Source organism: Flavobacterium sp. KH_035 (assembly GCF_057839565.1).
The window spans coordinates 2,521,346-2,539,155 of sequence record NZ_CM174492.1; the positions used below are offsets into that span (position 1 = coordinate 2,521,346).

Annotated in this window: 13 protein-coding genes; all 13 read left to right on the plus strand. The window is 33.6% G+C overall.

Annotated elements, in window-relative coordinates; translation table 11 throughout:
* Positions 1-4 precede the first annotated feature (4 nt).
* A complete protein-coding gene (locus AC3IS6_RS10580) occupies positions 5-727 on the plus strand; it encodes a thioesterase II family protein (protein ID WP_489164833.1) in 723 nt (240 codons plus the stop codon).
* Positions 728-890: 163 nt separating this feature from the next.
* Positions 891-2,543 (plus strand): cyclic peptide export ABC transporter, encoded by a 1,653-nt coding sequence (locus tag AC3IS6_RS10585; protein ID WP_489164834.1) that lies wholly within the window; start codon positions 891-893, stop codon positions 2,541-2,543.
* A gap of 155 nt (positions 2,544-2,698) precedes the next feature.
* Positions 2,699-5,074, plus strand: a complete 2,376-nt coding sequence (locus AC3IS6_RS10590; RefSeq protein WP_489164835.1) for a penicillin acylase family protein — start codon at positions 2,699-2,701, stop codon at positions 5,072-5,074.
* A complete protein-coding gene (locus AC3IS6_RS10595) occupies positions 5,074-5,445 on the plus strand; it encodes a hypothetical protein (RefSeq protein ID WP_489164836.1) in 372 nt (123 codons plus the stop codon). The genes AC3IS6_RS10590 and AC3IS6_RS10595 overlap by 1 nt, the downstream gene beginning before the upstream one ends.
* A 231-nt stretch (positions 5,446-5,676) precedes the next feature.
* Positions 5,677-5,835 (plus strand): hypothetical protein, encoded by a 159-nt coding sequence (locus AC3IS6_RS10600; protein WP_489164837.1) that lies wholly within the window; start codon positions 5,677-5,679, stop codon positions 5,833-5,835.
* Positions 5,836-6,142: 307 nt separating this feature from the next.
* Positions 6,143-6,841: a 4'-phosphopantetheinyl transferase family protein gene (locus tag AC3IS6_RS10605; RefSeq protein WP_489164838.1), complete on the plus strand. Its 699-nt coding sequence runs from the start codon at positions 6,143-6,145 to the stop codon at positions 6,839-6,841.
* Between the two features lie 422 nt (positions 6,842-7,263).
* Positions 7,264-8,295: a helix-turn-helix domain-containing protein gene (locus tag AC3IS6_RS10610; protein ID WP_489164840.1), complete on the plus strand. Its 1,032-nt coding sequence runs from the start codon at positions 7,264-7,266 to the stop codon at positions 8,293-8,295.
* A 515-nt stretch (positions 8,296-8,810) separates the two neighbouring features.
* The gene (locus AC3IS6_RS10615) at positions 8,811-9,389 is read left to right on the plus strand and encodes an RNA polymerase sigma factor (protein WP_489164841.1); all 579 of its coding nucleotides are present in this window, start codon (positions 8,811-8,813) and stop codon (positions 9,387-9,389) included.
* 217 nt (positions 9,390-9,606) lie between these two features.
* Positions 9,607-10,455 carry a FecR family protein gene (locus AC3IS6_RS10620; protein ID WP_489164842.1) on the plus strand — a complete coding sequence of 283 codons (849 nt, stop codon included), beginning with the start codon at positions 9,607-9,609 and terminating at the stop codon, positions 10,453-10,455.
* A gap of 148 nt (positions 10,456-10,603) precedes the next feature.
* On the plus strand, positions 10,604-13,834 hold the full coding sequence (locus tag AC3IS6_RS10625; RefSeq protein ID WP_489164843.1) for a TonB-dependent receptor domain-containing protein: 3,231 nt from the start codon (positions 10,604-10,606) through the stop codon (positions 13,832-13,834).
* Positions 13,835-14,679: 845 nt separating this feature from the next.
* Positions 14,680-15,987, plus strand: coding sequence for a hypothetical protein (locus AC3IS6_RS10630; protein ID WP_489164844.1), 1,308 nt, complete (start codon positions 14,680-14,682; stop codon positions 15,985-15,987).
* Between the two features lie 64 nt (positions 15,988-16,051).
* Complete coding sequence (locus AC3IS6_RS10635; RefSeq protein ID WP_489164846.1) at positions 16,052-16,915, plus strand: T9SS type A sorting domain-containing protein; 864 nt, start codon at positions 16,052-16,054, stop codon at positions 16,913-16,915.
* Between the two features lie 58 nt (positions 16,916-16,973).
* On the plus strand, positions 16,974-17,762 hold the full coding sequence (locus AC3IS6_RS10640) for a hypothetical protein (protein WP_489164848.1): 789 nt from the start codon (positions 16,974-16,976) through the stop codon (positions 17,760-17,762).
* The last annotated feature ends 48 nt before the right edge of the window (positions 17,763-17,810 follow it).

The window sequence follows — 17,810 nt, forward strand, 5'->3', positions numbered from 1 at the left end:
AGCTATGTATTCCAATCAAAAAATACAGATATTTTTATTGCATTTTGCAGGAGGAAGTTGCTACTCTTTTGATTTTTTGAAAAATGACATTCAGAATAATTTCGAATGTCATGCCTTAGAACTTCCGGGAAGAGGAAAAAGAAATCAGGAACCGTGTGTTCTCAGCAAATCAGCTGCGGTTAAAGACTATGTCTCCCAAATTAAAAAAAGGAGAAGCAATAATCAACCCTATATGATCTACGGTCACAGTATGGGAGCCACTTTAGGACTATCCGTTGCCAAAAAAATGGAGGAACTTTCAGATCCTCCTACTGCATTAATTGTTTCGGGTAATGCAGGTCCGGGTGTTTATGGCAGCGATCTGGAAAGACATACCTTAAGCGATCCCGAATTCAAAAAAGAATTGAGGTCTTTAGGGGGTGTTCCCGAACAAATTCTGGAAGACGAAGATTTATACAATTATTTCAGCCCTATCATGAGGGCTGATTTTGAAATCCTGGAAAAAGAGAAACATTCAGAAATAGGCCTGATTCTGAATACCCCCATTTTTGCTGTTATGGGAGATGAGGAAAAAACAGCTCCGGAGATTGAAAACTGGAAACAGTATACAAATCGAAAATTTGATTACAGGGTAGTACCCGGAAATCATTTCTTTATTCACAGGCAGGTCAAAACATTAACCCAGATTATTACGGAATGCGCTGCTGATTCATTGGTCAGCCTGTAACAAAAGAGTTGAGGTTATAGCCAACACCTTTGTTGGATTTATAGAGCTGCCTTATTACGATTTTGCGAAAGCAGGATCATCCCACCGCAAAATATATTAAAGTAAATAGATACCCCCTGCGTTGTGGGGCTGGGGACTAATTATAATTTTTTAAAAAACAGACATGAAAAATAATGTATCAGAAAACAGCCCTTCTCAACTTATCCCTTTAAGGCCTTTAATTGGTTATTCTTTACTGGCTATAATTTCAGGATTGTCAGGGTTTGCATTTATAACGATTATTAATAAAATTATAAGTAATTCTATTACAGCTACCGAAACCTTATCGATGCAAAATTATCTCTATTTGTTTGCAGGTACTATTGTTGTCTTTTTTATTTCACGCAGGTGGCTGGCAGGCGGAATTATTAAGTTATCTCAAAAAATATACTGGGACATTCGAAAAGACGTGATAAAACTTATTCTGAAAGCCCCTTATCGAAAACTTCAGGAATATAAAGAAGAAGTATATGCTACATTAACAACAGATGTGAACAATATTTCAAATGCGTCATTAATGATCATTACCTTTTTTTCTTCACTTATTCTTATAGTGGCCTGTTTGATATATATGGCTTTTTTATCCTTAAAATTATTGGGAGTCAGTGCTATAGTGATTGCAATGGGAGTATTAATATATGCATTAAGATCAAAGAACAGCAATAAGCAGTTGAAAGAAGTAAGGGAAATGGAAAAAACCTTTATCGGTATTTTCAATAGTATATTGAACGGAGCAAAAGAAATTAACATCAATCCTGCTAAAGGAACTCAGATCTATGATCAGAAGCTGATGAAAGTTGCTACGGCCGGTGAAACCAAATATGTAAATGCACTTTTAAAATACCTCAATAGTGAGATCATAAGTCAGGTATTATTCTATGGTCTGATATCTTTTATCCTGGTGTTTTCAGGATCGGTATTTCAAACTCCGACAGCGATTAAAGTGAGTTTTACCTTTGTTTTATTGTACCTGATGGGACCAATTGTGAGTGTAATGACCATTATTCCGGTTATAAACAAGGCCGTGGTATCCCTTAAAAAAATGCAAAAACTAAAAGAGGATCTTACAAAGCTTGAACAGTTACCACAAGTAGAACACAAGGGACAGTATCGAAATTTTTCAGATTTAAAAATACGCAACTATGCATTTTCTTATGGGAAAGATCAATTTTCGGTAGGGCCCATTAATTTTGATATTAATAGAAATGAAGTTGTTTTTGTGTATGGAGGGAATGGAGAAGGAAAAACGACATTTATCAACACCGTTTTAAATCTCTATAACCTTGATAATGGTGAAGCCTATATAGACGGAGAATTAGTTCCACTGAAAGAACAGGATAAAATTAAAAATCTTTTTGCTCCCGTTTTTAGTGACTTCTATTTGTTTGATGCTTTTTATGGAATAGCAGACGTTGATTATGATAAAGTAAACAAATACTTAAAGTTGTTTGAACTAGAAGGGAAAGTAAGTATAAAAGACGGCTATTTTTCAACCACTCATTTATCTACAGGACAGCGTAAACGAATGGCATTAATCAGCACCCTGTTAGAAGACAGACCTATTATTGTACTCGACGAATGGGCCGCAGATCAGGATCCTCATTTCAGACATAAATTTTACACAGAAATTTTACAAGTACTGGTTCAGGAGGAAGATAAAACAATTATTGCCATCACCCATGATGACCGATATTACAACAGGGCTGATACACTGCTTAAAATGGAGTATGGTAAACTGGAAAAAACAAATATTTCAGAACTTAGCGCGATCTTTTAAAACTATCCCAAAAATACAATAACGTCTTCTTTTATTTGCCCTGCATCGTTTTTTTATGCTGCAGGGTAAAAGGAGGTGGACCTTATGCGCTTTATAAAACAACATAATCACTGGTCAACACCAATTTTATTATTTAAAGCTATAATCTTAAGAAAATGAAAAGAAATAAAACAATTAGAATAGTACTCTTTGTCCTATTGTCGGCAGCCTGGATCTTTATTACTACTTTTAAATTGGGGCCATTTGGCTCTCTGGGTAAATTAACCACTTATAAAACAGGTTTGTTGTCTGTGCCTTTACAAAGTGATGGAACACAAAAGATTCATAGTGATCAAAAATTAGATATTTATGTAGATAATGTTGGGATTCCTCATATTTACAGTGCTACAAAAAGTGCTGCAGCTTATGGACTAGGATATATGCACGCCAAAGACCGTTATTTTCAGATGGAGATGGTGTCAAGAATTGTACAGGGAAGGCTCTCCGAGTTTTTATGGTCAGGAGCACTAAAATCAGATAAATTCTGGAAACCTTATGAGTTTGAGAAAAAATCGGAAGAAATCCTGCAAACCTACAAAAAAGAAAACCCTGAATTTTATGCCTATCTGCAATCGTATTCTGATGGAGTAAATGCTTATTTGGAAAATAATGAGAATACAGATCCTTTCTATAAAGCTTTAGGAGCGACCCCTAGAAAATGGAAAACAGAATATTCTTTATTATTTACATGGTATATGAGTTATACCTTGACCTATTTTGATCATCATATCGATCAGCAGGAAATTTTCGAAAAATTACCGGGAAAGGAAATCACTTATTTTTATCCTTTAAAACCAGCAGGAATAAATACTATTTTGCCTTCGAATTTGGTGCCTTCCAGTATAAATACACCTCATTTAGAAGTGCATTCTTCGGGGACAGCTTCATCAGAAATCACTCAAAAAGAATCGCCTCTGTTTGATTTAGGAGCGAAATTAATGACAAATAACAAATTTTATCAGGGTGTAGGAAGTAACAACTGGGTCGTAAACAACACTAAAACAAAGAGTAAAAATAATATTCTGGCAAATGATCCTCACCTGTATTTGACACTTCCGGAAGCTTTTTATGAAGCCCACATGGTAACAGGAGCTTTCAAAACCTATGGCTTTACAATACCAGGTGTTCCTGTAGTAGTGAGTGGTCATAATGATAAAATTTCATGGGGAATTACAAATGGAGAATGGGATTTGGTTGACCGATACAAACTTCAGGTAAAGAATGACAGCCTGTACCTTTATGAAGGAAAATGGATTCCTTTCAAGGTTAAAAATTATACCATCAAAGTAAAAGGGAAACCTGATTACATAGAAAAATACAGAAGCACCGTACAAGGTAAAGTTATAAAAGAAGAAAACGGTCAGTATTATGCACAACATTGGTATGCGGCAGAAAAAAGCAACTCCGTAAAAGCCATGTATGAAGTAATGAAAAGTCAAAATTGGGATGGCTTTTCAACAGCCTTAAAAGATTATAGTTATCCACCTCAAAATTTTGCTTACAGCGATGTAGAGAATAATATTGGAATTGTATGCGCGGGCGAACTGCCAGCCAGAAATGCTGACTATGTGGGGCAGGTATTAGATGGTACTAAAAAGTACATTCCGACGAAGCCTTTAAATGCTTTTTGGTCTGCCTTTAATCCGGATAAAGGATTTTTGTTTTCAGCGAACCAACAGCCCATCCAGAATAATGTTTATTTCGGAGCACATGGTTCCAAAGATGATTATCGAGCAAAACGTATTTATTCTGTTTTAGAAGGAAAGAAAGACTGGTCAGTTCCGGAAATTCAGAAGATGCAAAGTGATGTAGTTGATATTTCTCTCGATGATTTTAAAACATTAACCAATAATTATCCGGTAAAAGAGAAATACAGTAGCATTGTAAAAGAGCTAAAAAACTGGGACGGAGATATGAGCGGTGACGGAAATCAGGGATTGGTTTTTGAAATGTTAAGAAAGGCCACAATAGAAGAAGCAAAACAATTTGCAAAGACTAAATTACAGGTAAAACAAGAACCTTCTTTACAGAATTTCTTAAAATATTTAAATGATAAAAAATACACCGTTCCTGGTGGTGGTAATAAGCAAAAAATAGTAGATGCCATTTTTGAAAGAACATTAGACACCTTAACTCAAAGTTATGGAGATCAATGGAAAAAAGTTACCTACAAAAACATGTCTAAGTTTAGTATAAACAACATCCTGTTTGTACCTGGACTAGGAGAAAAAATTGATAATATAGGAGGTAATATCAATACGATTAATATCAATACAGATAAGTTTCATCCGGTTTTTCGTGCTGTATATGAAGTGAAAGACGGCAACATACAGGCCCATACAATTCTTGCTGGAGGTCAGAGCGGTTTGATCAACTCTATACATTATAAAGATCAAATTGAATCCTGGAGAAAAGGCAAGTATAAAAAAAGTCAATTTGTTACGAATCCTGCTAAACTGGAAAAAATTATAAACACTATAAAATTTAACTAATGAAAAAGATACTGAATTACTTGCCTTATATAGTTGTATTATTAGCACAATTTTTTATAAACAACTATACCATTATAGTACTATTTACAATTTTAACGGGCTTTATTGCTGCATTTAAAATTGAGCATAAAAGAGTTTTTTTAAAGTGTTTTATAATCGGGGTGATCGTATTTACCATTGTATTTCTTATCTACGAATCACGCGTAGAGTATGTAAAAGACCTTCTTGTTAATCTCGGGTTGTCCAGTCTTTTCATATATGTATTTTTTCCGGTTTTTAACGCTTTAAACACTGCAATTCTATTCTTTTTTGGTTATAAAATTGGTACGCTGGTTGTAGAAAGAAAGCTTGCAAGAGCCAGTCATGTATAGGTGAAAAACTGTAAAATTTTGGCAACCGCACGAATATTTGCCTTAAGAGAGCCGTATGCAGGACAGCTTTTTATTTAGGATTAAAATCCAAATAATACTGGTCGTCTTTTTCTAAAAGTGACGACCAGATCTGTGAGCGTAAGCTTTGAGATCTGACAGGTTTTGCCCGTGCAGATAAAGTCATCCTCTTATTCTTTAAAAACACTATTGATAACCTAAAATACTAAAAAGATGAAAGATCGTAAACCGAAATGTAACTGCGCTAAAAATGGAGTAGTGTGCGCACTTAAATTAAGTTTAATCAAACAAGGAGCGTCTCTATCTGATGCTACTGCAAAGAATAAGACAATTTGCCCTTTAAAAGCAGCTGTGTTTAGTAATGCTTCTTAAACCGAAATAAGAATTTCTAAAAATATATTTAAAAATAAATAAATCATTCAGAACTAGTCTTTATATGGATTTTTAGATAGCTTGATTTAGATCAGATCCGTATATATTCCGTGAGAATATGAAACAGTTTAAAAAAATGTCATCGTTACCCGTAATAAATTATGACATTATAAATAATACTGAGAGCATCATTCAATAGTACTTACTGTATCATTGAAATCAAAAAATATAAAATATTGGTAAAGTCAAATGCAAAATATATAATGAAAAACCTCATTGTAAATTTTTTATATAAATTAATAGTATTATGCAAAATTCGACACATTACTTAGCCTTTAGTGATTTTGAATCTATTCCTAAAATAGATTTGAAAGAAGATGAATACTATTTGTTTCAGTATTCAAGTGATTGTAATTTCGATCAGGGTATCCTGGAGTATTACCTGCAATTTTTACCTCAAAAATTTAGACAGGAAGTGCTTAAATACAGAAGGTGGGATGACAGATACAATTGTTTGTTTGGAAAACTAATGGTATGTATGGGATCTCATATATTGGGAAACCAATCGTTTGAATTTGAGAAAATTGTAAAAGACAATTATGGGAAACCATATATGTTAGGAAGTAATTTTAATTTTAATATTTCCCATAGTAGCAATACAGTCGTATGTGTTTTTAGCAAACAGCAAATAGGAGTAGACATTGAAGAGATCAATGACATAGATTATTCTTTATTTGAAAATGTTTTTTCTGCTGAGGAATTTGCAGAAATCAATCGTGACGGGCTGGATAAATTTTACGAATTCTGGACTAGAAAAGAATCTGTTATTAAAGCGATAGGAAAAGGAATGTCGATTCCACTTACAGAAGTAGAAATCAATACAGGGTACACAACCTATGGAGATGATACCTGGTACACAAAGAGTTTTAAAATTGATAACAAGTACTGCTCGATTACCACAAAGTGTGATCAGATAAGAGCACAGGAAACGCATGTCATATTTTAACAACCTGCAACAACATTTTAGTAACGAACAAAAAAATATAGAAACTATGAAAAAATAATTAAAATCGGATTAAACTCTTAACGAGCTTTTAAAAGTATAAACCTCCCAAGTCTTTTGATTTGGGAGGTTTTTTTGTTTAAGGTAAATCTTTCTTAGTTTTTATCATCTCTCTTTCAAATTGTCGTTTTTACCAGGGTAGGTATTTTTTCTTCACGAAAAAAAATTATCTTGGCTGAGGAAATAAAACTTACTACTATCGTAATTTTGATTGGTTATCTAAAATCAGCTGATACATCATAAATGCAGATTAAAAATTAAAACCTGAGAAGCTGTACAAAAAGAAGGGTATCTGCTCCGAATTAAAAGAAAGACTTTTACAAAGCGTAAAGTTAAAATAAAAGCAAAAAAAAACAGATATAAAAATGGCATCACCAAATGAACTATTATTTTTCTTTAGTGCCTTAGGGGCTTTTAATGGTTTCTTGCTTTCCTTATATTTTGCGATAAATGCTAAAAAGAAAATTTTTGCGAATTATTTTTTATCCTTGTTATTACTGGTTTTAAGTATCAGAATTATTAAATCGGTATTCTTTTATTTTAATCCTCACCTATCGAATATTTTCATTCAAACCGGACTTTCAGCCTGTACTCTGATCGGTCCGTTTCTTTTTTTATACCTCAAATCATACTCAGAAAATGATAAACCAAATTGGGGCAGACATATAATACCATATTTGGGTATAATGACTGTTTTAGGAATCTTTTATCCTTATGTCGAACATCAGGAAATTTGGAGCAGATGGATTGTAAAATCAATCTATTTTCAATGGTTCGTCTACATCGTTTTGTCTTTTAAATACATTCAGCCAATCATTCAAAAAATCAAAGAAAAGGAAAGTTTAAAAAAACTGGAGGTGTGGTTCTTAAGTATTTATTTTGGGGTAGCATTTGTGTGGTTTGCCTATACTTTTGCAGCTTACACTTCCTATATAGTTGGAGCTTTGTCCTTCACATTTATCTTGTACCTGATAATATTACTTTTAGTTTTTAAAAATAGCCAGGAAACTGCCTTTTTTCAGGAAAAAGAGCGATACAAAAACAAGACTATTGAAAAAGAAACATTAGACTTAATCAGTCAAAAAATGACGATTATAGTCGAAAAAGAACTGTTTCTAAATTCCAATTTTACGCTTGAAGAAGCTGCAAAAGAGCTTAAAGTGCCAAAGTATATATTATCACAATATGTAAATGAAGTATTAGGAAAATCCTTTTCAAATTTGATTAAAGAATACAGAATTGAAAAAGCTAAAAAGTTATTAGAAACCGAAAAAAACTTAACCGTTGAAAGTTTAGGTTATGATAGTGGTTTTAATTCTAAATCAACTTTTTTTACTGCATTTAAAAGACAAACAGGTTTAACCCCCACAGAGTATCAAAAAAGGCGCTCTAAATGAGTTCTAATTTATAGAAGCATACTTCAGCTGACGAGTATTTTATTCATTTTACAAATGCTGCAGCCATTGTAAAAAATAAAATCAGTAAAGCAAAACTACTATAAGTAGACGATTTCAATTTCCCGGAAACAAATCAGGGCTGGCTTAATTTGGGCATCTGCTGATTTATCTTTGTCTACAGTAATTGTCATTTCATTAGCCTTTAAACCTTCCTACACCATACCTTCCCACAAAACCATCCCCAGAATTAAGTGTCGCAATCTCAAGCTTATTTGATTTAACCTTAACATTAAACAAAGCTACATACTTACACCTCCACAAAAAATAATTAGAGTAAATGAAGGGTGTTAAAGTGTTAGAATAGAAACTAATACAATGTGGTTTTTTAATCAATTATAAAAATTAAAACAATATCGCAATATTAATAAATTATTAAATGACCAGCTGATAAAAATATCAATATAAGGTTTATTATACTTTTGTAAGGGTCTTCTTTAACAGTTTAAAATTACGTTATGAGTTCTAATTTGCTAATTTGTTTACGTGCCGGTGATGATTCCAGCTTTAAAGAAATCTATGATCTGTATCACTATAAAGTATTTTGTTTTGTAAAAAAATATACTGCACAACTTGCCGATGCAGAAGATGTTACGCAAAATGTATTTATCCATCTTTGGAAATACAGAAACAAAGTAGATCCCGCTATAGATTTAGAAGCCATTTTGTTTAAAAGTTCTAAGCAGGAGATTTCTAAGTGGTATAAAAAACAAAACAGAATTTTTTCTGTAGAAAATGATCAGTTAATCAAAGAGCTTGATATTGTATCCGAAACAGATGATGATATTACTTCAAAACTCGAAGAAATAGAGCATCTCTTAAATCAAATACCGGCAAAAAGAAGAAAAATTTTTAGCCTTCATAAATTTGAAGACCGAAGCTATAAAGAAATTGCTGTCGAAATGGACATGTCCCAAAGTGCTGTCGCCAACCAAATTTCAAAGACATTACAGTTCCTTCGAAAAAATGCTGTAAAAAACCATGAGCTCTATTGGTTTGCATTATTTTTTATAAGCCAGTCAGAATTGGTCTCTTAATTCTGTTTTTTATTTTTTATTTGATCTTTTGTCTGTTCGCGTTTTTCTTCTTTTCGAACTTAATTTACTTCAAAATTAAAAGGACGATAATCTTCTGTTGGATTAAGAAAAGGTTAACAGTAATGTTGTGCCGTGATATTTAATAAACTGAAAATCTAATGTAGTTGAATCGATAAAATTCATACCTGATTTTTAAACATTAAATGTTAATTGTAAAATGAAATCCAGAAAATTAAGAGAAGAGTGGAATGCAATACCTAACAGAGGAATTCTTCCAAACGAAACTAAATCGCGTATGTGGGATAACATACGTATTGCAACAATTGACCGATATAAAAGCTTTTATAATTGGACAGCGGTTGCCTGTATTGTATTTATTTTTTCTATTACAAGTTATCAGATATTCACGCAAGTCAATAAAAATAAGATTGAAGTTGCCGTTACCAAAACATTCAATGACGATATCCGCCTTTTATGTTTATCAGACGGAACGAGAGTATGGCTTAATGAGAATTCAGAAATTGGATATCCCATTCAATTTGCAAAAAATGAAAGGTTAGTAACTTTAAAAGGGGAAGCTTTTTTTGAAGTCAAACGTGATCCTTCCCGACCATTTATTATCACATCTGGAACAATAAAAACCACTGTTTTAGGAACATCATTTAATGTAAAAGCATACGATGATAACAAACCGGAAGTAAATGTAAGAACCGGTAAAGTGCAGGTTGAAAGTTTGAAAAATACGGTTTTACTGGAACGAGGAGATCAGGCAGTTTACGGATCGGATAATTTGTTACTTCACAAACAAAAAGCGAAAGTATTAGAACCGGAATGGAAAAAGGTTTTGATATATGTGGATGGATTGACCTTAGAAGAAGTTTTAACCAAACTAAAGACAGATCACCAATTTGAGATAAATTACCTCACAGATGATTTAAAAAACCTTACAATCAAAGGAACTCTTGATACCCGACAAGGCTTGTATGAGATGCTTCAAACCATTGCTTTTGCTCTCGAAATTAAAATCAGGTCGACGGGCAACAATACTTACTTAGTTAGCAAATAAGCCAGCATAAATTTATTGAAAAACGATTGTCGCTCAAACAAGTCTTCCAAACTTACATTTTTAGCGACAGGACGCCTGCTGAATTCCTGCAGCAACATTACCCTAAAACACAAATTAAATTAATTACATAAACTAACAATCATCAATTATGAACAATTGCATTTCCAGGCAATTTGCCTTTTGGATTTTATTTTTTGGATTTTTTCTCGGAATAAACACAATTTACGCACAAACCGGAACAGTATCGGTTGATTTTAAAAATTCATCACCTCAAAAAGTTATCGATAACTTAAAATCCCGAACACCTTATCAATTTGTATATCAAAAGGACCTCGATTTAAGTTTACCTCTTATTACACTTAAAAAAGAAAATGTTTCAATAGATGAAATTTTAAGTGATTTGCAAAATCTGACAAACTTAAATTTCAGAAGAAATGAAAATAATATAGCCGTAAACAGTAAAGAATCGGCTAAAAAAAAGAAAGGAAAAATCACAGGTAAAGTAGTAGATGTCAACGGACTTTCATTACCCGGTGCCAATATTAATGTTACCGGAATGGGTTTAGGAACACAATCAGACATAGATGGTAACTATATTTTAGAATTGGAACCAGGCGAATATACGATTGAGATTAGTATTATATCGTTTCAAACGCAAAGAATCACCGGAGTTAAAGTAAGTGAAGGGTCGGAAACTCCTTTAGTAGTTTCTCTGAAAGAAGATGCACAATCGCTTAACGAAGTAATTATCATCCAAGACTATAAAAAGGCAACAGCATCGGTTCAGGGAATGCTTTTACAGCAAAAAAAAGCAGCTCAATTCTCTGACGGAATTTCCTCAGAACAAATTGCAAGAACTCCGGACAAAGATGTGGGAAGTGCGCTAAAGCGTATAACAGGGGTAACAACGGTGGGGGATAAATACGTGGTGGTGCGTTCTATGGCAGAACGATGGAATCAGGCTGTCATGGATGGGATCACGCTGCCAAGTACAGATGCTTATCAGCAAAACTTTTCTTTTGATATAATTCCGACTGCCATCGTTGAAAGTATTGTCGTAAGTAAATCTGCAACTCCCGATATGTATGCCAATTTTGCCGGAGGATATGTAGAGGTAAAAACCATGGATATTCCAAAGGAAAACTTCACCAATTTCTCTATCGGGACTTCTTATAATAGTGAAAGTACTTTTAAAGAAAGACTAACCAAAAAAGAAGGGGATCATGATTATTTGGGTTTTGATGATGGAAGACGCGATTATCCCCACAATATTAAGGGATTAGAAAAACCTACAAACGAAGCAGAGTCAGGACCTTTTATCGAGCATTCGAAACAATTTACGCAGGATAATTTTAGTACTTATAAAACCTATGGCGCCCCGGGAACAACGCTTCAATTTGGTATTGGACGAAATTATAAATTGAAGGACGATAACAAGTGGGGATTTGTTGGTTCGTTGATCTTTAAGAATACACAGGAAAAATTAGCTATTGAACATACAGAAAGAGGGAATTACAAAAGTAATTCACAGTTTTTAGCGGAAACAAAAAAGACACCCTATTCCACTTTTACAAAATATGGGTTCAAGAATTCAGGAGCAAATTACAACTACAATTCCACTTTAGGCGGAATGTTCAATGCGGCGATACAATTGGGCAATCATAAAATTACCAGCCGTAATACGGTAATGCACATTTACAACAATCAATTGAACCAAATTTCTGGTTGGGATAATGCTCAGGAGACTGCGGATATCTTAGGTGGTACGGATTTGGGTTCTGTAGATGAATCTAATTATCCGGTTTACACGACTTTTATTCAGAATAAAATTGAAGGAAGTCACAAATTCAACAAACTGGAAATCAATTGGTATGGTGCTTACGGAAACGTAACTAAAGATACCAAAGATGCGACATTTTTAGAAATCATGAAGAAAAAAGTCGGTGATGATGAATTGTTATATTACACTGTTTATAATGAAGGAACAAGATTGCCGTTTAGCAGAAGTAATTTTACCAATGACGAGCTTAATTATAATGCTGCTATTAATTTCAAATACTCTTTTGACTTTAATGATTCTTTTACAAACGATATAAAGGCAGGTTATTTTGGAACCTATAAAAAAGCAACCAATCAACAGGAATCAGCAAAATTAGTTACCGTGGGACAAACCTCTGACAGAGCAAATATTTATGAACCTCTGACAAAATTTTTAGACGGATCCAATTATTATTACGGTGGTTTTGGGTGGCAGAATTTTGGAATTTATGGCAATAAATATGTTGGAGATGTAAAAATACATTCCCCATTTTTAATGCTCGATGATAAAATAAGCCGCTTTGCAAGATTGGTTTGGGGAGTAAGAGCCGAAAGTTATGTTTATACACAAATTGAGAGCCAGTTTGAAACTCCGGACGGATTTTCTGAAGTTGAGGGCGATGATAAAGTTTGGCAATTTCTGCCATCAGCAAGTTTAATTATTAGTCCCACAAATAAAACGAATGTAAGATTGGGTTATAATAAATCGGTTTTAAGGCCTCAATTTGCCGAGCGTTTGACAATTCCGTATTACGACCCAATCCGTTCTGCTAAAATTTATAACTATACAGGAGGATTAGTTTCCAGTATTGCCAATAATTATGATTTAAAATTCGAATGGTTTCCTTCAGGCGGTGAGATTTTATCTTTTGGAGTATACCATAAAAAGATCGATGATCCGATTGAAGCTGTTGGTTATTTGAATCCGTCAGGAGTTAGGGATATCTATAATATCAATTCAAATAATGCCAAACTTTGGGGGGTAGAATTAGAGTTTTACAAAAGTCTTTCTTTTTTAGGTGATGGCGATATTTTAAAAGATTTATTTGTTTATGGGAATGCTTCCATAAACGATACAAAAGTGACATCGTACGTAAATTTAGATGGAACAGGCGGACTTTATGAAGCCAATAGACCGCTTTACGGCCAATCACCTTACACCTATAATTTAGGTTTAGATTATGTAGGGGAACGTTTAGGGTTTAGTCTTAGGCATAATGCAATTGGAGATCAGTATATACTGGTAGGCTTTGAGTATTTCGCTGAGGAAATCCGCAAACCTTATGCGGTAACAGATGCTCAGGTGAGTTATAAATTTTTTAAAGAAAGAAACCTGGAACTAAAATGCAGTATGAAAAACATGTTTGATGCCGGTATAGAAACCTATAACAACGCCAACAGTTACAGTAAAATTGAAAATGTTCCTGAAGGAACAAATCCAAGAGCGAGATTCAGTCTGGGGGCCGGTGCTACTACAAAATTTGATCAGGATATCGACAGAGAAGTATTTAAAGCTAAAAACGGAAGAACAATAAGTGTATCAATCAATTATTCATTTTAAAATGGGTTTTTAGAGCTATCGTGTAGATACAAGTATAAAAAATAACACGAATTGTCACTAATTTGTTTGTACAATTCATTTTAACACATAGTAACATAGGTGCTGCATCTACAAAAAGGTGTTTCACTTTGTCTAGATACACATATCCAAACTCTGTAAAAGAAATATATTTCTTTTTGTATCCTCTCTTAATAATACAAATCTATGTTTCTATGTGTTAAAAATTTTGGCGTTCCAATCATCGAAACATCAATTACAGCTATAAAAATGGGCTATAATTAGTTATCGTGCGCATACAAGTATAAAAAGTACCATGAATTGCTTCCAATTTGTTTGTGGAATTAATTTCACAACGAAGGTTAGCCTATTAAAATTTGTGCAAATTAGTGTAATTCGTGTTCAGGCGGTAGGTTTTTAGCGGCTCTTTTACTTCAAGTTTAACCGATATAGCGGGATGTATTAAGAAACCGTTAACAATAAAAAAAGACATGATATTTTGGTTTTTCAAAAGCTAATGTATGTAGTTGTAAGTCTCAGATTTCTTTTTTGTTTAGTGCATTAATCAAAAATGTAAAAATGAACTTTAAGATGTTCTTTTAAAAATACAAAGTTCTTCTTTATAAGATAAGATTTTAAAAGAATGGAAAGCAAACCTTTTACTGCGTTAAAAAAAACCTATGAGTAAAAAGACGGAATTATAGGTATAAACCTCGATGGTAAAGCGGGATCGTTTATTGAAAAAAATCTTTACCAAAAAAAGAGAAAGACCTAAGGAAAGATATTTTGCTGCTCTCTCCAAAGGCCTAATTTGTAATAGCAGCAAATATAGCATTAATAAAATTATTATGAAAAAAATTTTTCTATGTGCAATGGTAGCTCTGGCTCTGGGCTCTTGCCAAAATGATGATTCATCTGCTGATTCTTCTTTTTCAATGAAAGCTTCTGGTGCTGATTACACAGGATATCCGGCAACAGTACAAACTGTAAGTGGTGATATTACAACAAACACTACTTGGACTAGTGATAAAGTTTGGGAAATTGAAGGAGTAGTACGTGTAAAATCAGGGGCTACATTAACCATACAGCCAGGTACATTTATTAAAGCTAAACCATTAGCAGCTGGAGTTGCCTCAGGAGTTCTTGTAATTACTAAAACAGGTAAGATAGATGCTCAGGGAACTGAAACAGCGCCAATTATTTTTACAAGTTACAATTTATTAGATGGCAACGCAGCAACAGGAGCTACTCCGGGAGATTTTGCAGGAGTAGTTATTTTAGGTGATGCTCAGGTAAATAACGGTTCAGTTACTAACATAATCGAAGGATTAGGAGATCAGCCAACTGTTTCTGATTTTTATTATGGAGGTTCAAACAATGCTCATAACGGTGGAATCTTAAATTATGTTCGTATCGAATTTGCAGGACGTATTTTAGATGCTGCAAGTGGAGTTGAAATCAACGGATTAACTTTAGGTGGTGTAGGTTCTGGTACTGTGATCGATCACATTCAGGTATCTTACGGAAGAGACGATTCATTTGAATTTTTTGGAGGAACTGTAAATGCAGGACATTTAGTATCTTTTGCACCAGACGATGATAATTTTGACTTTGATCTTGGTTATACAGGAACAATCACAAAAGCTATTGCAATTGCGGATAGTAATTCTACACATAGTTTAAGCGGAGGAAATCCGGATTCTAATGGTATTGAGTTAGATAACAATGCTACAGGAACAGTTACAGCATTGATCACACGTCCGATAATCAACCAATTATCAATTATTGGTGTAAGCTCAACTACAGTAGCTGATTTATACGAAAATGCTATTCACGTGCGCAGAGCAGGTAACATAAGCCTTACTGATGTTACCGTTACAGGATACAACAGAGGAGTTAATTTTGAGTCTCCTTCATTGCCAGGTGGTTCAACTTACTCTAAAGTTTCTATTCACGGTTTTGATAATGTAGCATTACCTGTAGGAACAACTTTTACAGGAATTGGTACTGCAATTTCTACGGTGAACCCGGCTACAAAATGGGCCTTAACACAACCATTCTTTAATGATGGAGCGTTAAACCTTGGAGGAGCTACAGGAGCATTTAAAACAGAAGCTGCCTGGACTAATACATGGACTAAGTTTACAAATTTTTAATATCGGTTAATTAAAATTTTACATGGGCAGAATATTTCTGCCCATGTTTTTAATACATAAAAAAATGAAAAAAACTATACTTTTATTTATACTTGCTTTTATTTCTGCAGTTTCATCAGCACAGGTTACGGTTTGGGAAGATAATTTTGATGATGCAGATTTAGCTGGCTGGACATTATTGGACAGGGATGAAGATGGAATAAACTGGATTGCCAGAAAAAATATAAACCTTGATGAAAGCGGAAGCGCGATAGTAGATGGAGAACACAGTATTTTAGGAAATTACCTAATGAATCTGGATGATTTAAGCACAGTAGTTCGTTTAGTTGAGAACTGGGCTATTACACCAGCAATAAATTTATCACAACATTCCGGCAAAAAATTACAGCTTGTTCTAAATGCACAAACTAGTATTTATGATACTAATCAGGATCTGTTAGTATACGGATCGACTTCAAAAGATCCTGATACATTTACACTTTTGAGTACCGTTAAATTACAAAGACAAACAGAACTTGAAGCAGAATTTAAGGACTACAGTGTCGATATTTCTCAATTTGCCGGCGAAGCGGCAGTATACTTAGCAGTATCAAATGTAGCAGACGAAAATCTGAATTTCATAGGCTTTGAAATAGATAAAGTTTCAATTGTAGCAGGAGGAAATTTAGGAATAGGGGATCATATATTGGATAAAAACCGTTCGTTTCTTGTAGAAAACCCTGTTAAAGAAAATTTAGAATTGCAATTGGCAGAACAATTTAAAGACAATAAAACTGCATTGAAAATTTATAATGCAGCAGGCAATCTGGTTAGGGAAGTAAATTTTAATAATCAAAATATTTCTGTAGCCGATTTACCTCAGGGATTCTATTTTCTGTTAGTAACCAACGATACAAATTCGCAAACAATAAAATTTATTAAAAAGTAAAAAAGGGCAGTAGGTTTTATTCCTGTATTAAAATTACTGCCTTACTAAAAAATAGTATATGAAAAATAAGATTGCAAAAGCATTTTTTCTTTCTGTTGTACTCGCACTTTTAGGCGCCTGTGCTAATGATGAACTAACACCTTATTACGATCAGAGAAAAAGAGAAATTGGTAAAATCGTTATACACGGTTATAACGCTTTAAGCGATTCCATTCAAATGACCGTAAATGGTAAATTGATTGAGATAGGAAAGGAAAAAAACAATACAGCTTTCGTAAAAAAAATAGAAAAAGAGCATGATTTTGTTTTTTTCAATGATGAGGTAAAAACGTTGGTAATCACCAATAAAAAGACAAGCCAGATCTTGGGAACTTACTTTTTTACAAACGAGACTCCTGTAAGTTCTCTATATTTCTACGCTAAAGAAAATTTATGGATAGATGATGTTTCATTTTTAAAACCAGGCATATTAAGCCAAACCGGTTATGCGGGTTTTAAGTTTATATTTCCATCACTAAATAAATATTCAGGTAGTACCTATAAAGGCGCTTTGGATGGTATTATTACAAAAAGCAATGGTCAGGTTTTAGGGATTGTAAAAAATATCAGCAAAGATACACCAAGTGATTTTATCGAATTTCCATTCAGTACGCCGGCAGCCATAAAAATGGAACTTGTAAAACATGGTACAAAGGAATCTTATATCACAGGTCAAAAAGTTATTGTAACGATGACCATGACAAACAATAAATCAAAACTAATTATTCTTGAAGAAGAACAAGATGTAAATGGTAAGTTCTCCGGTGTGGGAGGCGTCATCAATTTAGCCGATTTCTTTACTTTTTAAGGATCGAACGGGCTGGATTTAAGAGTCAATATTTTTTTGGAATTAAAA